11 protein-coding genes are annotated in these 23,329 nt (G+C 29.1%); 9 read left to right on the top strand and 2 right to left on the bottom strand.

All coding sequences use genetic code 4. The features are described from left to right. Positions 1 to 54 precede the first annotated feature (54 nt). The 9 genes from H9M94_RS01300 (at position 55) to H9M94_RS01260 (ending at position 22,061) form a co-directional block, all read left to right on the top strand. A complete protein-coding gene (locus tag H9M94_RS01300) occupies positions 55 to 10,992 on the top strand; it encodes a hypothetical protein (RefSeq protein WP_187469785.1) in 10,938 nt (3,645 codons plus the stop codon). A gap of 163 nt (positions 10,993 to 11,155) precedes the next feature. Then, entirely contained in the window at positions 11,156 to 17,158 is a 6,003-nt protein-coding gene (locus H9M94_RS01295) for a hypothetical protein (protein WP_187469784.1), read from the top strand. A gap of 138 nt (positions 17,159 to 17,296) precedes the next feature. Next, the gene (locus H9M94_RS01290; protein ID WP_187469783.1) at positions 17,297 to 17,533 is read left to right on the top strand and encodes a hypothetical protein; all 237 of its coding nucleotides are present in this window, start codon (positions 17,297 to 17,299) and stop codon (positions 17,531 to 17,533) included. Then, complete coding sequence (locus H9M94_RS01285) at positions 17,533 to 18,114, top strand: DNA integrity scanning protein DisA nucleotide-binding domain protein (protein ID WP_187469782.1); 582 nt, start codon at positions 17,533 to 17,535, stop codon at positions 18,112 to 18,114. The genes H9M94_RS01290 and H9M94_RS01285 overlap by 1 nt, the downstream gene beginning before the upstream one ends. 1 nt (position 18,115) lies before the next feature. Next, entirely contained in the window at positions 18,116 to 19,579 is a 1,464-nt protein-coding gene (gene mgtE, locus H9M94_RS01280; protein WP_187469781.1) for a magnesium transporter, read from the top strand. Positions 19,580 to 19,622: 43 nt separating this feature from the next. After that, positions 19,623 to 19,952: a hypothetical protein gene (locus H9M94_RS01275; protein ID WP_187469780.1), complete on the top strand. Its 330-nt coding sequence runs from the start codon at positions 19,623 to 19,625 to the stop codon at positions 19,950 to 19,952. A 23-nt stretch (positions 19,953 to 19,975) separates the two neighbouring features. Then, positions 19,976 to 20,611 carry an MHJ_0274 family protein gene (locus H9M94_RS01270; protein WP_187469779.1) on the top strand — a complete coding sequence of 212 codons (636 nt, stop codon included), beginning with the start codon at positions 19,976 to 19,978 and terminating at the stop codon, positions 20,609 to 20,611. After that, positions 20,577 to 21,251: a CDP-diacylglycerol--glycerol-3-phosphate 3-phosphatidyltransferase gene (pgsA, locus tag H9M94_RS01265; RefSeq protein WP_187469778.1), complete on the top strand. Its 675-nt coding sequence runs from the start codon at positions 20,577 to 20,579 to the stop codon at positions 21,249 to 21,251. The genes H9M94_RS01270 and pgsA overlap by 35 nt, the downstream gene beginning before the upstream one ends. A 3-nt stretch (positions 21,252 to 21,254) precedes the next feature. Further along, entirely contained in the window at positions 21,255 to 22,061 is an 807-nt protein-coding gene (locus H9M94_RS01260) for a hypothetical protein (protein WP_187469777.1), read from the top strand. 7 nt (positions 22,062 to 22,068) lie between these two features. On the opposite strand, the gene H9M94_RS01255 is transcribed toward H9M94_RS01260, so the two are convergent. Both H9M94_RS01255 and H9M94_RS01250 read right to left on the bottom strand, forming a co-directional pair. Next, entirely contained in the window at positions 22,069 to 22,389 is a 321-nt protein-coding gene (locus H9M94_RS01255) for a hypothetical protein (RefSeq protein WP_187469776.1), read from the bottom strand. Positions 22,390 to 22,406: 17 nt separating this feature from the next. Continuing rightward, positions 22,407 to 23,249: a DegV family protein gene (locus H9M94_RS01250; protein ID WP_187469775.1), complete on the bottom strand. Its 843-nt coding sequence runs from the start codon at positions 23,247 to 23,249 to the stop codon at positions 22,407 to 22,409. Between the last annotated feature and the right edge of the window lie 80 nt (positions 23,250 to 23,329).

Below are 23,329 nucleotides of genomic sequence, written 5' to 3'. Positions count from 1 at the left end.
TATGGATAAGTGAAAATTTAATAGCAATATTAAATGAAACTCAAAGGAGATAAAATGCCCAAAAAAAATATTAAGAGATTTGTGCTCCCAGTAGCAGGTATTACATCAATCGCTTCAACAGCGGCTGTTGCAACCGTTGCTACAAGCACAAGTTTCGATAACTTGAGTGATTACAATTACTCAGGTTCATTTGATGCAGCAACACATACAATTTCGTTTAGTAAAACAGGTAATGGACATGATTCTGCGACAAACAGCATTTTCAACCGAAGTGATGTGAATTCATTCCAATACAATGATTTTAGAAAATATAAGTATATTTACTCAAACGTAAATAATGCAGTTGCTGATGAAGCACATAGATGAGATAGACGTGCAGCTGGATATGCTCACTCTAGCGAAAATGACCGTATTGCGTACTATTGAAATTCAAAAGATCCCAATAGTGCAACATTTAAAAGTCAATACAAAGATAACTTAGTTGGTATTTATGATCTTACAGGACAACAATATGGTTCATATCAAAATCCTGGAGAAGATAACAATGGATATGCATACGATGCATCAAAGGCTAAAGCAAGACGTATTGCTGTTGTTTATAATGCATCTCTTCCTCAACTTTATCCAGGTGATGCCAATAACAATGCCTCATGACTTCAAAAAGATAAGTGAGGAAGAGGAAACTATGGAAACTTATATATACCGCCATCGGATGGATATCTTCGTTTTGGTTTAGCCTTAACAGAAGATTTACTTATTAAGCCTGACACTTTAAAAGCCACAATTGTTTTTAGAGATGATGATACTTTCCAATGGTGATCTGGAAAAGCCGGAAATCAATTCTATTTCTACAACTCACAAAGTTGAAATTCAAATGATATACATGGTGAAGCAGGTAAAAACTATACAGTTTTACCAGATAATTTCTTTATAAACAAATTCCAAGGTGATAAAAATAGATTTATCGTTCCAGACACAAATCTCATTAGAGATCATAGAACATGACAAGGTAATTCAAGAAGTTTAAGTTCTGTTAATCAACCATTAGCAACTTCAGTTCCTTCAGGAACCGATAATTCTTGAATTGACACAAAAAATTATTACTCATATGCATGAGGTAATAAGTTTAATATGCTACAAGTTGGTTTAACATCAAGAAAATTAAATCCAGGTTTTGGTTATAATGCATTTTGAAATTTTGTTCAACCTAAAGCAGGAGTTGATAATCAAGAATTCAATAGATTTGTTTACTTAACAACAAATAATGACTCAATTACTAAGGATAAAATTAAAAGTAAAATTTTTAATGAATTTAGATTAAACGGAGGACCAGTACTAGGAAATCGTGGTGATTTTAATAGTATCGATGGTTCAAGGTTTGGTAATACACTTGATATTAGTGTTTTAAACGATAAGCTACCTCAAAATCAAAGGGGCGGACTTAATCCGATTAAAAATGATGTTGGTTCACTACTTTACTTTGAAGTGTACGTTGGTGGTCCAAAACCAAACGTTGGTGGTTTAGATAAACTTGGTGGTTACGGATCATCACTTAGAAGACCTATGGTTGTTCTTCAATTCGATGTTATTGATAACTATTGAGGTAGATCAGGTGATAATGGCGGTAAATACTTCCCATTCTCACAATACAAAAATAAAGATTCTGCTATTACTGCCATTACATCATTTTATGATGCAAATAATATTTTAGTGGGAAGCCGTAATCCAAACAAAGATACAACATTAGCTGTTGATTCGATGGTTTTCAAAAAAACAAACAAAAACAATATTCATACAACAAATAAAATTTCAATGTCAAAACCTATTGAGGTTACAAATAATAGAGTTGGTAACACTGCACTTAGTGGTTTTAATGATTTATATGAAAAATATGGGGCATTACCATTAACAGATTTTGAAATCAAGCGTGGTAATAAAGTCCTTGGAACAATTCCAAAAGAAGTTATTAGTAAGGTTATTACTGGTGAAATCGGAAAAGGTACAAAGAACATTACAATTGATTACTTATGAAATACAGTAGTATCTGATTGAGTAAATAATGATGCCTCAAAATTATCAGACCCAAACATTTTATTTAATGAAAATGGTAATGAATTAAAATTCATACCTAAACTTTCAAATGGATTAGAAAATTGATATGCCGCAACACCATCAGGACCAAATAATAAATATGTTGATTTAAATAAAACTAGATATAGTGGTATCCTCACTTTTGCGACAAACTTTAATTATAAAACAGATGAAAGAACACTTAAAAATCTTTATAGAAAATTCCAAATTCTTGACAAAGTTACAACAGGAAGTGGTTTTACATACAACACTATGCCATGAGGTGAAGATACAATTACAGGAAGTGGATTTTTTAGAACTCCAACTAATCTTTTAGAAGCGCAAAAAACAGCAGTTAAAAATGCTATAAATAATGATTTCAATATTAATAATTTCTCATATGATAATCCTGTATGAGGTAAAATCGTTAATGAATTATTAGAAACAAACTACAAAATCAACACAAGTCTTATTGTAGGAAAAAACTATAAACCTATTATTGATAATCCACAAAATAATCTTGATTTCATGACATTAGAAAATTATAAAAATCGTCGTTCACAAGATTATCCAAAAGTTGAAGCAACAATTAAAGGTGCATTTGGTGTTAAAACAGAATTACAAAGTATTAGAACAAATGTTAATAACCTTAATGGTTGAGAAAATCATGTAATACCTACATATTCAAATACTGATTATCAAGGATCAACTAGAAAAGTTACTGATAGATATCAAACGATTACAAATGCAATTACTTCTTCAGACTTGCGTATCAATCGTGCTTTTAGAGAACAAGGTTCTTTATATAATGGGGATGAATCAGCAACAGATTTTGTTGATAATAGATTTAGAATGGTTGATAAATTAGAACTTTTTAGTGATACAAATAAAACATTTATTAAAGAAAATATTCTTAAAATGTCATCACGTGCAGAAGTAGAAGCATATATTACAAAATTACGTAAATTAGTTGAAGATTATAAAGCTACAAAAGATGTATATGATCAACATAAATTAGTTATAGATACAAATAATGCAACATATGCCGCTCTAAGACCTACAGAAGATGACGAAAAATATACAAAATTCAAAGATTCATTAAATTCTACCGAAAACTTATTAAATTCATTAAAAAATACGATTTATGGTTCTAATACTGGTGTAAACCCTAATAATGTTAAAAATACATCATTAGACACCAATATAGCTGATCTTAATTCTAAGAAAAAAACTATTATTAGCACATATTCGAAATTAGATACCGACATTAATAAATTAGTTACAGCAATTAATGATAATGAAGAACATCTTACAGATGAGGAAATTGAATCGTTAATTGATGCTGCTGATCAAGTTTTAAATGATACAGGAAACCCAAATCTTACATTAATTCAAAATTACTCAACAAGAAAGAAAAGAGTTCAAGATATAGATCGTCTTTTAATGTTTACTGTTAAAGTTAATACAAGAATTGGTGAATTATCTAAGAAAGATCATAAAAAATACAATAATAATGGTTCAATTACTACTCAAGTTGTAAATCTTAAAAATACAATTATTGAAGGATTTAAAACGGATCTTGAAAGAAATCAAACCGATTCTTCATTTAATACAAATGTAAACGTTCCTTGAGAACAAATTATAAATAACATTGCCCCTAAAACAACTATCTTAGAAAATGATTTATCAGAAGGTTCAATTAACTATGCTCAATATGCAACTTTTATTGATAAATTAGATTCACTTGTTAAAACATTTATTAGCAATAAAACAACAAATGTAAATGATAAGGCTCAAGAGATTTTAAATGAAGAAAGAACTCTTAAGACTGCGATGAGCAATCTTAAAACTACTTTAGATAAATATGCATCGCCATCAGGCTCAAGTTTTGCATATAGTCGTGATAAATATCAATTTGCTTCAACACCAGCACAAAATAACTTTAATCAAGCTATAGAAAAAGCAGCTGAAGCACTTAATGTTTCACTTGCAACTCCTACTGCTGAAAATAAAATTCCACAAAGTGTTGTCCAAGCGATTGTGGCAGCTAGAACTACTCGTGAAAAGGATAAAGCGAAATACAATAATCAAACATCATTAAGTAATAAGTTCTTAAATGCCGTAGCTATTGATGCTTTAAAAGCAAATCTTGAAACAACATACAATGCATTAGATGGTGAAAAGAATAAATTAATTGCAGATGTTAAAGCACTTAAAAATGTAATTCCAAGTGTTACAGATGCAAATATTGAAAAATTTGTAAATTCACTTAATACAAATTATAACCCTGCAAAACTTGATGAATACTACCAAAAAGCATTTGATGAAGTTGTAGTTCCTGCAATTAATGTTGATCAATATTCAAATTTATCAGATTCAGATAAAGCTTATGCAAAAGGTAAGGTTGCAACATTTAGAAATAACAAGTTACAAAACCTTGCACAACTTGCAACACTTAAATCAAACTTAGAAGAAGCAAATACACAAAATGGTGATGTAATTTCAAGAATCAATTCTAATACAGATCTTGCTACACCTCAAAAAACATTATTAGCAAATAAAGTTAAAACATTAAACCACTTTGCTGCTGACGGTACAGTTTCTAACCCGACTACTAACTTCATTGCAACAGACGTTACATCAGTTGCAACAGTAACTAAGAAACTTAAAGATTACATTTCATCAACAATTGATCCACTTAACATTGGAAAAACAAATGAATCTGATTTATTCAAATACTCACAAGAAGCAATTCAAAATGAATTAAAAACTGCAATTGCTGCAGTTCCTGGTTCAGCAACATTTGCTACAACATTCAATGATATTGTTCCAACAAGCATTGAAGCAAAATACAATGCAATTAAAGCTGCATACGATAAATTAGGATTCAATAATAAATTGGTATCTGAAATTAATGGAATGAATGATGTAATTAAAAACTTCATTACACCTGATACATTAACAACAATCGCTAATGAAGCAAAATCACCATTAATTAGAACAGAACAAGAATTTAATACTAAGAAAGCTCAATTACTTGCAAAAGTATTAGAAGCAATTAAAACTAAGATCGATTCAGCACCAACCTTAAACCAAGCACAAAAAGCTCAATTAAAAGCGGAAATCACTAACATTAATGCTACTGCAGATAATTTTGTAGAAGCACAAACATCTGCTATTGGTGTAATTAATAAGTTAGGTGATATAACAACTGCAGATACAAAATTAGATACTGCTATAACAAAAGCAAACGCATTAAAAGAAACACCACTTTACACAACAAGTGGTACATCTGACGCAAAAACAAATCTAGATAATTTATTAGCAGAAGCAAATAATATTAAAACAATTGGAAAAGTTAATTCATCAGATGCCGGTATTGCAGATGCTACAACAATTACATCTAAAGCCGAAGCATTAGAAAATGCAATTACTGAATTCATTAAAGACTCTGTTAGAGCAGAGCTTGAAGCAAAATTAGAATCAATCGGTTCAGATGTTTCACCTCAACTTAGAATTCTTAAAGCAAGAGGAAAAAGATTATTAGACAAACCGAATGCAACTGTTGAAGAATTAACAAACGCAAAGAATGAACTTGAGAAAGCAATTGCAAGAGATCCGCTTCAAAGAGCAATAAATACTGCAAACACAGAAATAAAAGCAAATCCAGATAATTCTTTTTACACAAATGTTTTAGAATCAGTTAAAAACGAAGCACAAAACTTATTAAATTCAGATGATTGAACAATAGATAAGCAAAATGCAATGATTACTAAATTACAAAACGCAAGTAATAAAGCAAAACTTCAAACTCTTGTTAATGAGCAAGAAACATATCTTGCAATGCAAGATGTAACACCTACACAAGAATTAAAAGATGCAGTTGCTGCTGCCAAAGAAGATTTAGATAGTAATACAGTAACAGATTATCCTGCAGACATTATTGTATTAGAAACAGCTATTGCTAAAAACAAAGCTGCAAATGATGCTCGTAATGAATTAGTTGCTGCCATAGCAAAAGCAAAAGCAGATAATGTTAAATTAGATGAAAATCCGATTTTCAAAGATAATATTCTCGCTGGTGCTGAAGCAGTTGTTGTTGCTAACCCAATTAGCAATAATCCGACAACATTCAATGATAAAAAAGCATTAGTTGACTTTGCTATCGCACACAAAGATGATTATGATAAATATGCAAGCATTAAACCACTTGTTGATAAATTAGATACAACAGATGTTGAACCAATAAAAACAGCATTAGAATCATTAAAATCAGCAATTGAACCAATATTAAAAGGCGAAAACACTGATGCTGATACATTGGCAACAAAAATCGCTGAATTAGATGTTGAAATTGCAAAAGGTAATAAAGCACTTACTGATAAAAAAGCAAAATTAAATGAAGCAGCTGATCAAGCAAAAACTGCTACAACAAAATCGCAAAGATTAGAAACTGCAATTACTAAAGCGGAGCAACTTGTTGTTAATCAAGATGCAAAAGCATCAGAATTAGATGCTGCATTAAATGAAGTTAAATTAGCTGAAGCACAAAACAACCTTATTAACAAGATTGCTGAAATCAAACAAAAAGATCCAGATTTAGAAACAAACAAATTATTCAAAGAAAAAGCATTAGATCCGGCTGAAACAGCTGCTGGTGATGCTGCTGGAACTCTTGATGACTACAACAATGCATTAGATAGATTAACTAAAGAATATGAAGTTAAAGATATCTATAAAAACATTGATGAAGCTGAAAAACTTCTTGAAAAAATGGACGCTAACTCACCAGAAGTTGCTAAATTAGCAGAAGAAATCAAAAAACAAATTGAAGAATCTAAAAACCAACTTCAAACTACAGTTGATGCTGCAAAAGATGAGTTAGAAAATTCTAAAGACAAATCAACTACAGAAAGAAATGAACTTCTTAAACCATTCAATAATCAATTAGAAACATCTATTGAAGCGGCTAAAGACTTAATTTCACAAGGTATGGATGCACTTAAAGAATTAGTTGAATCACAACAAGATGTAAATCCTAAATCACCAGAATTAGAAGCCGCAATCCAAGCTGCAAATGATGTTATTGCCAAAGAAGCAACAGCAACAACTTCAGAAATTCAATCTGCTACAGATGCACTTAGAAAAACTATTGCACAAAATGAACTTAAAAACTACATCAGTACATTGAAAACTAATGAACCAGATTTAGTTGCAAATGAATTATTTAGCACAAATGCATTAGCACCTGCTGAAGCAATGTCAAATAAAAATGATGCTACAAGAGAACAATACAGAGATACATTAAATGCACTTAAAGAAGATGTTGCAAACAAAAATGTATACTTAGAAGTTCCAAAAGCAAAAGACTTACTTGCAAGACTTGATGCAAATTCAGTATCAGATACTAAAGAATCACTTAACACAGCAATTAATGAAGTTGAAGCAATCTTAAACAAAACAGACACAACAAATAGATTAAGTGTTAAAGATGCTGCATTAGTAGAACAAATTGCTGCTGCTAACGCTGCAATTGATGCTAAGAAAAATGAATTACAAGAACTTGTAACAAATACAGATGATATTAATCCTAAATCTGCTGAGTTAACTGCTGCAATTGAAGCTGCTAAAACAGCAATTGCTAGTCCAACTTCAAAAGTAAGTGAATACGAAGTAAAAATGGCAGAATTACAAAAAGCCATTGCTAAAAATGCTCTTAAAAATGCAATTGACGATATTAAAGCAAAACACCCTGAATTAGCAAAAAATGACTTATTCAACACAAATGCATTAACACCAGCAGAAGATGTACTTAACGGCGCAGATAAAACTACTGATGATTACAAAGATGCACTTGATAAGTTAAATGAACAACTTGCAAACAAAGAAATCTATGATGCAATTGCAAAAGGTAATGAAGCATTAGAAAAGTTAGATAATTTAGATGATGTTGCAGTTACAACTGCAAAACAAAACCTTGAACAAGCAATCAACGATATGAAACAAGCATTAACAGATGCTGCTGCAGAAACTGATAAAGCTAGAAAACCTGAAATCTTAGAACCTAAGAAAACAGCATTAGATAAAGCTATTGAAGCTGTAAACGAATTAGTTAACGGTGAAGTAGATGCTCTTGATGCATTAGTTAAATCACAAGAAAATGTTGATCCTAAATCAGATAGATTAACAAAAGCTATTGAAGCTGCAAAAGCAATTATTGACAATCCAGACAACAACGATGTCGAAACAATTAGAAATAATATTGCTGACTTGAAGAAAGCTATTGCACAAAATGAGCTTAAAAACTTAATTGCAAGTACAAAAACAGATCATGAAGATTTATCAAATGATCCATTATTCAAAGAAAATGTCTTAACTGATGCTGAAACAACATCAAATGATGATGCTGCATCATTAGAAGACTACAACAATGCAATTGATAAGATTAAGAAACAAGTTGCAAATGAAGCAATCTATAACCAAATCAAAGATGCACAAGCATTAGCCGATAAATTAGATACTCAAGCAACAAATGTTGCTGGAGCAAAAGAAACTATCGATAATGCTATTGCCGCTCTTAAACCTGCATTAGCAGATAATGCAGATGATCTTGCTGATAAAGCTCAAGCATTAACAAATGCTACAACTCAAGGAAACACAGTTCTTGATGCTACTAAAGCAAAACTTGATGATGCCATTGCCGCAGCAAATGCTGTAACACCTAAATCACAAGAACTTACTGCCGCTATTACTGCTGCACAAGAAGTTAAAGATGCTGCTGATGATAAGAAAGTATCAGAACTTGATGCTGCTATTGCTGCTATTGAAAAAGCAACAGCAAAAGATAACTTAGCAAACAAAATTGCCGATATTAAAGCAAACAACACTGAAATTGCTGAAAACCCATTATTCAAAGAAGTTGCTTTAGATGCTGCTGAAGCAGTTAAAGATGACGTAGATTCTACAACACAAGATTACAAAGATGAACTTGCTAAATTAGAAGATGCATTAGCTGCACAAGATGATTACAAAGCAATCACAAATGCTAAAGCAGTTGTTACTCAATTAGATGATAACTCTGATGCTGCAAACATAGCTAAAGATGCAATCAATGAAGCAATCACAAACCTTGAAAATGGATTAAAAGAAGCTTACAACAAAGGTACAAAAGCTGAAAAAGATGAATTAATTAATCTATTAACAGAAGCACTTAACAATGCCGTTGATAATGGAAATGATGTTGTTGCAAACGCTCTTAGCGAATTAGATAAGACAGTTGCAACTCAAGAAGATGTCACACCACAAACACAAAGATTACAAGACGCTATTACAGCCGCTAAAGATAAGGATACAAATAACAAATTAACCGAAATAAATGCCGCAAAAGATGAATTAGACAAAGCAATCGCTCAAAATGATCTTAATAATTTAATTACTAAATTAGAAACAGAAGCTCCAGAGATTGCATCTGATCCAGACTTTATCGCTAATACATTAACTCCGGCTAAAGAAACTGCTGCAAACAACGATAAATCAATCGCTGATTACAACGCTGCTGCTGCAAAAATTCAAAATGCTTTAGATAAAAAAGAATTATTAAAAGAAATTAATAAAGATAAAGCAATTGATCCTAAATCACCAAACTTAGAAGCTGCATTAGAAAAAGCAAACAATGTGTACAATGGTACAGATACAACAACTACACCAGAAGCCGCACTTAAAGAATTACAAGATGCTGTAACAGCATTAGAAAATGCTGGCACATTAGACCAATTCAAAGATGTTAAAGATACAAATAAATTCATTAACTCACCTACTGCAATTAAAGATGACTTCACAAGAACATTTGATGAAACACAAGCAATCCTTGACAAAATTAACAATAACCAAGCAGTTACAGATGAAGAAAAGGCTAAAGTAGCACCAAACTTAGCTAAACTTAAAGAATTAAAAGATAAAATCGATCAATTCAAAGATCAAGAGTACAAAGATGCTCAAGATAACCAAGTACCATTCATCGATAACTTTACAAACAATGATTTAGGAAACTTAAGTCCAGAAAAAATTAATGAAGTACGTCAAAACTTTAATAATGCTACTGAACCAGTAGTTGCTAAAGAAATTGAAAAAGCTGCTGAAAACTTAAATGCAGAAATTGCAAATGATATTGTTAACTTATCAAATGAAATTACAAAAGAAGTTAATAAAGCACTTAACTTAGACTTTAGTGATACAACACAAAAAGACAATGTTGCAAACAAAGCAAAAGTTGATGAAATCACAAACAAAGGTGCAAACACTGAAAATGCTAAACTTCTTGAAGCAAAAGCAATTACAGACAAAATGGATAAATTATTTGACTTAAACAAAGCATTAGAAAACTACTCAAATGCTAATGTAAAAGATGCAAATTACGACGATATCAAAGAAGCATTGGACAACGCTATTCAAGCTGCTAAAGATGCTAAATTTGAAAATGCTACAACAGCAGATTCAAATGAAGCTAAATTCAACCAAGCAGTTGATAAATTAACTGAAAAAGCAATGTCATTAAAATCACTTGTTGAAGCAATTCAAAACAAAGACCAAGCAAACTTTGATAATGACGCAAACCAACTTGCTAAATATCTTGACGATATTACAGAATTCAAAGATGCATTAAACAACAATAGATATTTTGAAATCTTAAATAAAGTTGGAAAAGAAGATCAAGTTGTAACTGAAGAAGACAAAAAAGCAATTGATGATGCCTTTAGATCAATCAATAGCATTAATAACCTTCCAAGCGTTCTTAAATCAGCTGTTGTTGAAACAGTTGAAGTAACAGATACTTCATTACTACCATGATGAGCATGAGCAATGATTGCCTCAGGTATTTTATGAATTATTGGTATGGCTATTCTTGTTTTCAAAAGAAAATAATCAACCCAAAATTTAATAATAATTAACAAAAAATCAACATGAAAATGTTGGTTTTTTGTTTGTGAATAATCGAAAGACATGTTTTGTTCTTTTTTAGTTCCTTTCTAACATTTATAAAAATATTTTTTATAATTTATATGAGCAAAGAAAACAAGGAACTAATATGAACAAAAAAACAAAAAAGAAAATATGGTTATCACCATTAATTTTAACGTCGTCTTTAACTTTTTTAGCAATGAGTTGCTCGGAACCCAATGTTAAAAATATGGATAAAGATGATCCAAAAGAAAAAGAAGCATTAATTACTCAAATAAATAACTACAAAAATAAAATTAACAATTATAAAACTCTAAATGATGCAAAGTATAAAGATATTAAAAAGTTAGCAATTAATAAAGTTATTGAATATTCAATTTTTGACAAAAAACAAAAATTAACTCAAGTTCTTGAAGAACTCAAGTCATTTTTAGCACATTTATCTCAAATGAAACAAAACATTGATAAAGAGCCTTCAATTACAACTCCTATTATTGTTTTAAATGAAAAAGAATTTGATGAAGTAAATAATAAAATGCAAAGTTTCAAGAGATATATAGCGACTTTAGATAAAATTGAATATAAAAACATTATTGATAATGCACAAATATTTGTATCAAATTTAAATTTTAATAATACTATGTCAAAAAATGATTTGAATGTGTTTTTAAATTTAATTGAAACAAAATATAATTCCACAAAAGAAGAAGTAGATAAAATTGATAAAGAAATTCTAAAAAAAGAGACACTATTTAGACAGGTTGATGAAAACTTCAAAGAAGTTCAAAAGAATGCTAATCAATTATCAAGCAAGTATGATGATATAAAGAAATATATAAATACAGAATTAAGCAAATATTCATATTTAAAAAAATTGTCTATTGATGAATTAAGTGCAATCCAGAAACAACTTAACATATTGCAACAAAGTATTACTGAAGGTATTAGAATCGTAGATGAAACTAATGATCTTGCAGAGGCACAAAGATTACTTAAATTGCAAATAGTAAAAATTAAAAAAGATAAAATTAAAGATTTTGCAGATAAAACAGAGAAAAAGTATTCAAATCTTAAAAGAAAAGCCCAAGAAACTTTGAATATGAATTTTTTCGAAACCAAAACACCACTTTCAACCTTAAAAGTAATTGAAGTCAATTTTGATTCGAAACTAGATGAATTGGAAAAAGATAAAAAAGTTATTGATATTGAAATAAAAGAGAAAGAAAATATTCTTAATGAAATTAATTCTAAAAAGACTTTAATTCAATTTTATAAAGAAACATTAACAAATTCTGTTTTTGATGAAGTTAAAAGAAACATCGATACATATCTATCTTTAATCAATCCTGTTTTATCTAACACTAAAGAACGTTTAGAAATTATGAAAAATGAGTTAGATAAAAAGTTAACAGATTTTAAAACAGAAGTGGAAAGAATTAGAACAACAGATGAACTTTCAAGAAAAAATCAAATTATTAACACTATTAATAAAAAGAAAAGTGAAATAATAACTTTCATTTCTAATTTAAATTCAAATCCCGATTATGAGTCTATTAGACAAAGAAAAACACAAATTGAAATCACATTTGCTAATTTAAATTTAACTACATCAATTAATGAATTAAATTCTAAATTAAATCAAATTGAAGCAGAGTCAACTAATATAAATCGTGAAATTAGCAGCATAACAACAAGCATAATTGCAACTATTTCAAGTATAAAAGACAAAATTGCTGAATTTAATCAATATATTGCTACACTTATAAAACCAGAATATCAAACAATTGTTGAAGACTCAAAGATATTTATTAATGGAATAAGTTATGACGATACTAAACCATTAACTGAATTAAAGATAGTTTTAACATCAATTGATAATAAAAAAACAAATATACTACTTGCCATAAGTAATATTGATCACCTTGAAACACAAAAGAATCAAATAATTAACGAAATCCAAACTAAAGAATCAATAATTACAAATATAATTCAAACTTATGACTCTAAATATGAAAGTGTTAAAGAATTCTTAAGAAACGAAAAAGAAAAACACACATATTTAAATACTGATACTGTTGAAAAATTAAATGACACAAAAGCGGCATTTGATGAAATTATTGAAATAGCAAATTTAATGATTCAGAATATTAAGCTCCAATTAAATGAAATGGAATCAGCAAGACAACTCAAATTAGCCGAAGTAAAAAGAAATAAAGAAAAAATCAGTTACTATACAAGATTAACAGAATTATATTATCGATCACTAATATCTAGGGCAGAATCTGTTTTAGCAGCAAATATATTTAAAAATACAGATGAATTTGATGTGTTGGATGCTATCAATAAAACATTTGTTAGCGAGTTAAGTATTCTAAAAAATCAAAAAATAGATATTGATTTTGAAGTTAAAGAAAAAAATCAATTAATCAATGAAATAGCAAAGAATAAAAATGCGATTAATGTCTATAAGAATAATTTAACAGATTTTGATTTTGATCAACTTAAAGAAAAAATAGAACAATATTTAAAGTCTATAACAGAACCCTCATTAGATTTAACTAAACAAGAGTTAGAAGCAATTAATAATGCTTTAATTATGGCGTTACCAAATTATATGCAAGAAGAAAAGGAAATAAAAGATCACGCTAAGAAGCAACAAATTTTAAATGCAATAGTTTCGATTGTTGATGAATTAGATAATTTGAAGTCCTCATTAGATAAGGATAATGCATATTCTAATGTTAAAGATGAAATTGAAAACGCCTTAGCTAAGATTAATATTTCAGATACTGATACAATTGCAACATTGGAAAATAATTTAGAATTTATTAGAATGCGTGAAAATGAGTTAAGACAAAAAGTTAATCAAATTAATGAACGATTAAGAGTGGAAAAACAAAAAGTTTTTGAAGAAGTTAATGAATTGATTACGCAATTACAAACTTATATTAATTTGGAAACATCTAAATATCAAGAAGTAATCGAAAAAGCTACTGAAATTAAATCAATCAACACAATTAATGGTAATTCTACAATTAACGAATTAAGAAGTGCTAAAATAGGAATTACAAATGGTTTACAAGAATGTGAAGAGTTAAAAAAACAGATTGACAACAAATATATCAAAACACCAATTATTGATGAAGAAGTTGTTGTTTCAGAGTCTGCAAGTTTAGAAGAGAAACATAACGCTATAGTCATAAATAAAACAATTCTTGAAAAAACTATTGATAAAGAAATGGAATTACATCCAGAGTATTTAAGAGATTACCAAACTGCCAAAATGATCATTTCGCACAATATAAATAATGAAATGAACATATATAATAATGCAACTACCGAAGAGGCTAAACGAGAATCGCTTACTTACTTAAGAAATTATTATAAAAAAGCCAAAATAATTGTTCAACAACTTCAAAAAATAATTACAAATGATACTTTACCTTATAAACTCGAAGATAAAGAATATGTAGCAAGTAACGAAGAAGATGTTAGAGAACTTGTTAAATTCTTTGATTATATTGTCTCGAACCGAATAATTGGACCAATTACATTTGGTAATGCAAAAGTTCGAGCAGATGCCTTGGGTAAAGCTTATGGGATTTGATTTAGAACACATTGAGTTAAATATCCATACTTAAGCATGACTAATGGTTTATTCATTTTTAGTATTAAAGGTAATGAACAAATTATTTTCCCTAATACAGCAGAATATCTTTTAAATGGAAAGCCATTATATGTTGATAAACTTGAAAATGGTAGATATGCAAATTCATGACTAAAGGACACTATTTTCCGCGAAAATTTTAAAGATTTAACAGAAAAAGTAACCTCTTTAATTAAAGAGGGAATGACTGATTACGAAAAAGCGGCCGCATTGTTTATGTTTACATTACAACATTATTCATATACATTTAAAGCAAATATGTCATCGGATTTAGCTTACTTTAATTATGGTGGTGTTTGTGCTGACTATGGTTCATTTTTTGCATTAATATGCAACATAGCTGGTCTTGAGGCGCTTCCAATGAGTGTTGGTTTTGAAAGCAAAAGAACAATCAAAACAAATATTACTGATAGTGATAATAAAGAAGAAGGCAATCAAGACGATATTAAGAGTGAAGCAAATGCTGAGCTTCATGAGATTGCTTGAGTTAAAATTAAAGCAACTAGTGGAAAGTATTATTGAATGAAGTTTGATCCAACTTGAGCAGATGATTTAGCAACACAATGAAAGAAATATCCATATTCACATTACATTGGTAGGTGGGATATGAAAAATAACTTTTTTGAAGTTCTTGGTAAAAATAAATTTGAACCAAGAGATAATTCATATTCAGAAAGAACACAATATAATTGAAATAACTTTTGAGGTTTACCATATACCGAACCAATTTTAGATGATAGCGAAATACGTGGTTTATACGATGAGAATAAAACTGAGCTTGGTTTTGATAATAATGACAATTTATTTTTATATTTACAAAATTATATTAATAAAGAGAAAAAGAGTGTTTCTACTCCAATCTTCTTTGACGGATATTGACTTTATGTCGAGAATGAAAGAGAGACAAAAAGTAGTGGTTTACTTGGTCCAATTGAGTTTAAATTTAAATATCGTAAATTCATTGATTCAAATGAACCTAAATCATTGAAATTTAATCCACCTTTAAATCAAAAATCTAAATTATACAAATTGTATCAAGTGCTTACAAAATATGAATGATTGATTAGTGCGCAAAATAACAGTGCTTATTCTAATCCAAATATTTTTGAACGCAACAATAAACTATTTATACCAACATATAATTTCTCTGAGTGAGACTCAACAAATAAACCAACACCAAGTATATTTGTATTTGACTTAGATAATTTAGATAAAGACCCATTAGAAATAAAACTTCCATTACCTCAAAACAGTACAAAGCGTAAGTTGATATCTAATTTTTATCTTGATCATAATAATGAATTATGAGTATTTTATGATGAAACAGATAGGCATGAAAAAATTAGTTTAACTTCAGAGCAACAAGAATTTATTAATAGTAGACTTTATAATCAACAAGATGTTGAAAATGTAATTAATAAATATAGTGCTATTATAGGAGTTTTATTAGAAGATAATTCACGTGATAATTTACCATCCCCAACTCATGAAAAACCTTCATATAAAGAGAGTTACTATAAAGTGTTAGATGATATAAGAGCAAGAATTAGTTTATCAAAAACCTCAGATGATAATAAAGAACTTATTAATGAGGTAATAAATAAATATAATTCAATGATAATGAATAATATAATTCGAGATGATAATAAGTTTTTCATATCAAAAGATCTAGATGATAGATATGGTATTACATTGGATAATTTCAAAAAATATGGTCTTACCTCACTTACATCATTTAATGTTTTAGAAAATGCTGATAATTTATTAACCAAAAATGAAACTTTTAAATATGATATTTATTATTCAGAAACAAAGGAAAATCCTAACTATAAACTCATTAAAAGAAATGTATTCTTTGATAGTCTTAAAATCTCAAGAGATGAACTTGGGAAGGATGATCCAGAGGGATATTATTACATTGAAGTCTATAAGCAAGGAAAAGAAGATCAAAAAGTTAAATCTAATATTGCATATGTTTATAGTACCAATGGATTATATGCTAATGAGTCACACCTTAATTCATTAAAAGTTGCGCTCAACGGAGAGAGAGAAGGTGTTTTCGTTACTAATATTCAAAGAGATAGTATTAAGGTTCGCCAAGAAGTTCCGAATGAATTTATTAACTCAGTCGAAACCAGATCTGTTGCATTCAAACCAACAGTTGTCCTTGATGAGGAAGGGGTTTCATCATTTAACTATAAAATATTATTTAGATCATTTGCTAACCCAATGGAAGTAAAAGAAATAGCTTCAATAAATAATATTTCCTCAACGATAACAAAATTAGGAACTATAGATATTAATGCTAATGAACCTGGAATTTACTATGCTGTTGGTGAATATGTAAAAAATGATCAACAATATAAAATATATTCCGAAACATCTTTTATATTTAATGATTACGATACAATAAATGAAACATTAGTTGATTTCTTCAATAAAGAAATTGATATTCATAAGTAAATTTTATAAAACGCCAATTTTAAAATTGGTGTTTTTTTCTGAAAAAATTCGAACTAATTAAATTTATTTAATTTAATTAATTAAGTTTTTGTTAAAAAAAATTAAAATATAGACATAAATAAAACAAATGGAGGGCTTATGGCAAAAGAATCAGAAAAAAAACCATTTATTGATTTAATTAAATTTAGACAAGAAGAAATAGCCAGAGCTAGAGTTAATTATGAAATAAAAGTTAAAAAAGCAGAATTCAAAGAAGAACAAAGTAATCTTCCTTGATTTAAAAGAGAACTTACAAGAAATATTTTTGGAACAGTATTTTCACTATTAATTATGGGATTAATAATTTTAGTCGCATTTTTAGTTGGAAACCAATAATGATTCAAGCAATTATTGTGATTTCATCAATTACATTATTTGCACTTATTTTATTATCTATTTATATATTATGACCTATTCTTTCTGGATTTATCTCAAACAAATTTAAAAAGAATAAGTATGAAAAATTAGGTAAAAGTTCACAAATTCGTTTAATTAACCAATTACGTGAAAGTGTTGAATATTTATCGAAACACAAGATAGGCGCATTAATAACAATTGAAAACAATGATAATATTGACAACTTACGTACTGATGGAGTTGTCTTAAACGCAAATATTTCAAGTAGTTTACTTATTGCTATCTTTAATAAAACATCACCTTTACATGATGGAGCTGTAGTGATTAGAGATAATAAAATCTATTACGCAGCTACTTTCTACAAAATAACTCGTAAAAGTGTCGATTCAAAATTTGGTTCACGTCACCGTGCCGCTATGGGAATTAGTGAGCAATGTGATGCAACAACAGTAGTTGTTTCAGAAGAAGATGGAAGCATCAAAATTCTCAAAGGAAGCATCATTCAACCAGTTAAATTAGATCAATTCCAAGAACAATTAATTAAATACTTAAGGGATTAAGATGGAATTTACAGAAAAAATTAAAGATGATTTAATTTCAAAATTACGTGATTTAATTGGTCAACAAAAAATTATTGCAGTTCGTGAATTGCAAGAAGAATACCCGGTTGCAGACTTTGCAGAAGCAATTGAAACTTTAAGTACTACTGAACAAATTTATGTTCTACGTGTACTTAAAACTGCTGAAGCTGCAGAGGTATTCTCATACTTTGAAGATGATGTTAAAACAAAATTAGTTGAAAGTTTAAGTAATGATGAAGATATTATGAATATCCTTCAAAATCTACAAACAGATGAACTTGTAGATGTGCTTGAAGAATTACCTGTCAACATTATGAAACGCATTATCTCTGAAACACCAGTTGAAAAAAGAGATAAAATCAACAGTTTACTTGCTTACAATGACGATCAAGTTGGAAGCATTATGAGTGTTGATATTTCAACATTGCATGGAAAATGAACAACTAAAAAAGCGATAGCAAAAATCAAACGAGATTATCAGAAAAAAATTGAATTAGCTCATAACTTCTATATCGTAGATGAAAATGGTATCTTATTAGGAGATATCACATTAGAAGAACTTATATTCGCTAATGATGAAGATGCTAAATTAGAAGAAATTTATAACGTGGTTGCCTCTGTATATACAGTTGATGATAAAGAAGAAGCAGCAAGAGTTTTTGCTGATCACGATAGATCGTCATTACCAGTTGTTTCGAAAGAAAAACGTTTAATTGGTATGATTACTGCCGATGATGTTATTGACGTTATTCAAGAAGAAGCAACAGAAGATATGTATAAAATGGCCGGAATTAACCCTGATGCTGCAGAAGAAAATTATCTTAAAACAACAATTATGTCGATTGTTAAAAGTCGTGTTTTATGATTAATTATTCTTATGTTATCTGCAACAATGTCGCAGTTCGTTATTCAAAAATTTACAGACATCAGCGAAGATGTTATTAAAGGTTTAGGAGTTACAATTTCAACTGCAATTATTGTTTCTCTTATTCCGATTATCTCTGGTTCTGCAGGTAATGCGGGATCGCAAAGTTCCACAACAATCACTCGTGCAGCTGCACTAGGTGAGATAGAAAGAAAAGATGTTAAGAAAGTTATTTTCAAGGAGATATCAGTTGGAACTATAATTGGTGTTATTATGTTTATCATCAACATAGCAAGGTTATATATATACTTTGCAATACCATCATTTAAAGATGGTGATACTGAATGAGGCCCATTATCATTCGTGATTATAGCAAGTTCGTTTTCATTATTTATAGTTGTTATATTCTCGAAATTCTTAGGTACAATTATCCCGATTGTTGCTATTAGAATGAAAAAAGATCCGGCAGTTATGTCTGCTCCGATATTAACTACACTTTCTGATGCTTTATCAACATTGATATTCTTTGCATTAAATATTGGAGTTTTAACACTAGCAAGCCACTTTGGCTGAATTTAAATAAACATGTCAAATTTATTTTTGTTGTGTTGGAAAGGAATTAATGAATAATAAAGCAGTAGATTTAGAAAAAGTAAAATTACTTGCAGAAAGTTATTTACATCACAAAAAAGAATCTCAAGAATTATTAAAAATGATTAAAGAGGAATTTGCTGACACAACAGTATCAGTATCAGAGGCACTTAGTGAAGGTGGAAAATTATCTTATACACAAGTTGCTCCAAAACCACGTATGGATTTTAAAGGGTATAGTGCATACCTTCAAACTGCAGTGGTTAAAAATATTAGTTATACAGAAGATGAATTAGTCCAAATCATGGAAGAATTCATTGTTCAAAAAGAACCTAAATGAGTTTTAAAAATTACTAAATAAGCAATGGAAAGGAGGTTTTAAGAATGACAACAGTCAAAGTTACAAAATTATTTGCCGAGAACAACGCACAAGCATCTAGTTCAATTGGAACTGGTATTAATTCGAGTGTTATTGTTTGAATTTTATTCGGTGTAATTGTCTTAGCATTTAGTGTATTTATTTTATACCAGTACATTAAAGATAAACTTGCACACAAACGTTCTAAGCAAGCGGCACTTGAATTAGCACGTGATGCAGCAGTATTTGTTCGTGATTTAACAATTAAAATCAACGAGTTATTCGTTTTAAATAGAGAACAATTAGAAAAGTTTGTTCCAAGTATTGGTGAGTATAAAATGTCTGAAATTAATCAAAATACAAAAGCAATTATTGTTGAAATACTTAAAAGCCCACAATATCGTTCATATTTACATGAAAATCCAAAATATGGTGAATTAGTTACTAATTTAATTGCACTTAAAGATTTAAATGCAAACTTATGAGATACTAAAGCACCTATGGTTATTGAGTTTTTTGACAAAAATATTCAAAAAGCAAATGATGATCTTAAAAAATATCAAGACATTACAATTGAAAACCTTTATAATGATGAAGAACAATTAAAAAACGAAATGAGGAATTCATATGAAAAACAATTCACAAAAAACCAAGAAGGTTAGAAAACAAAGAAAAGGATTTGTTTCCGCAAATACTTTAACTTTATTTAGATTAATCTTAATTATTCCAATGATCTTTTTAACAGGAGCAACATACTACTACCACGGATGAAGTGGTAGCACAGACTTTGGTTGAGCTTTCTTTGGATTAAACCTTGCAATTGCTTTACTATTTGGATTAGCAATGGCAACAGATTATTTTGATGGCAAAATTGCTCGTCAAACAAACACAGTTTCAAAATGAGGTAAAATTTGAGACCAAACAGCTGATAAATTAATGACAAACTTAGTATTAATTTATGCAGCATCAGTTGAAATTGTTCCATTTTGACTTACAGCATTATTCATTTTAAGAGACATTACAGTAAGCTCATTAAGAGCAACAGCTTCAAGTAACGGACAAGTTATTGCAGCAAACAAATTAGGAAAAATAAAAACACTTCTTTTATCAATTGGTATTTTAATAGCATTAATTCTTGTTCCGCTTTTAGCAAAAATATCAAGCAACTTTCAATCAGGAATTAGATACTGAGTATTAATCGTCGATGCACCAATTATTGCAGCTGGAGTGTTAGCAGTTATTTCTGGAATTCAATACTACATTATCTCACGTGGATACATCAAAGTAGTTGATAAAAAATAACAAATGCAATTTGTTTTACATAATAATTTTTTATGAGAGTTTTTTATAGCAGAATACTTAGCAGTTTTCTTCTTAGTATCAATGTCATTTGTATCGACATATGTTGCAAATAAAAAACCTCGTATTAAATACATTTATGCATTAATATATTCACTAGCAATTTTTGGATCAGCATTAGTTTCTTTCGCGGTCCTAAGGTTGCTAGTTTTCTTATTTGAATCAAACAATTTATATCAAAAAGTAAACACTGATCTACCACCCGTTGTCAATCCACTTGGAACAATATTTTATTTATTGCAATGAGGTTTTAGTAACACAGAAGTAACAAACAGTTTTTACGTTGGAAACTTATTCCTAGTGTTATTCGCACATTTATTAGGTGCATTTAGTGCTGTTGTATTATTTATCTTTATCAATAAAAAATGACCACACTTCAACAATTATTATGTTAATTGCAAAACAACAACACTTAAAAACATATCAATCAATAACATAGGTATTATCATCTTAGTTTCATTATTATTCATTACACAATTTGTGATCTATAATGATAACCTAACACAAAACTTTATTTTTATCAGTGCCTCAGGTGCTTTGATCACATTAACGTTACTATTAACTACTAGATGATTGGGAGATATGAATTTTCCAACAAATATTTTTGTCACTTTTGGCTCATATTTAACAGTTCTATATCACAATCGTAAAAGTTGAAAAAATAATACAGTACTCCTAGGATATACTGTATTTACATATGTGATAACTGCATTAGTTGCAGTTGGGATATATAGTTCGGTTATTGTGAACTAGTGCTAGTTTATGTTGTGGTTGATTCGACAGTTGTGCCAAATCAATTATCAACTAAACCTACAATAAGGATGCTAATTGCAGCGATTATTAAAATAATTACAATTATCGCAAGGATATAAGCTAATTTATTCGTGCGATATTTTTTTACTATCATTTTATCTTGCTCATTTTCTAAGATGATGTTATCAATTAATTTTGTAAATCTTTTATCTGATAATGTTCCAAGATTAGCATCCATTTCTAATGGTGCAGATTTTTTTGTTTTTCTTTTAGTTGTGGTTGTCGTTTTTTTCTTTTTCGTAGTTTTTTTATTAGTTGTAGTAGCCATATTTACCTCACAATTAATTATTTTAATTTAGGCATAACGGTCACAGCAAAAGCTTCTGGTCCCGTATGTATAGCAATAACACTTGATGTAATTTGTTCTGTGTTAAATGAGATATCAAATGAATTAGCGTTTTCTAAAACCATTTCATTAATTTCTTTATCGATACCATGCATTCAATTAAATTCATATTTATCAATATCTTCTGTAAAGTAACAAGCTTTTTCAACTGCCTTAGCAACTGCTCCAGGGACTGTTCTTTTTAATCCTGTTGATGAAACACTTCCATCAACTGAGTATTCAAGCACTGGAAGCATTGAGATTTTAGACATTAAGAATTTTTTAATACCTGTTAAACGCCCACCTTTAATCATGTAGTTTAATGTTTTTGGTACTAAAAATGTAGCTGATTCAGAGTTAAGTTTTTCAAGTAATTCAAATACTTCTCTCATGCTTAAACCATCTTCTTCATATAATCTACGTGCATATTTTGCTGCATTGATTAATTGAATTCCACTAAAGTGATTTTCAAAAACAAAAACATTTTTAAAATCACTTGCAACAGTTCTTACGTGGTTTGAAGTTGATGAAAGTTTTGAACTAATTCCAAGAAAAATAACTTCTTCGAATTCTTCTGCTGCTTGTCTAACTACTTCATTGATAATTTCTAATCTTGGAGATGAAGATTTAAAGTTTGTTGAACTACTTAATTTTTCTAAAATTTCTTTGTGGTTGTCAATTCCGTCTTGGTAAACCACACCATCAATTTCAACTTGTAGTGGTAAGAATTTAAACCCTTCTTCTTTAGCTTGTTTTTCAGTATAACCTGAAAATGAGTCGATAATAATTCCTAATTTTTTCATATTAGAATTATAAACAAAAGTTTATAAAATATATGCTTTAATATGCCATTATTTCCCTACCTTGTTTTTGAAGAATAAAT

The sequence above is a fragment of the Mycoplasma sp. Pen4 genome (assembly GCF_014352955.1).
GTDB lineage: Bacteria > Bacillota_I > Bacilli_A > Mycoplasmatales > Metamycoplasmataceae > Mycoplasmopsis.
The sequence above is the reverse complement of the archived record's forward strand: the minus strand, read 5'-3'. Positions and strand labels throughout refer to the sequence as shown.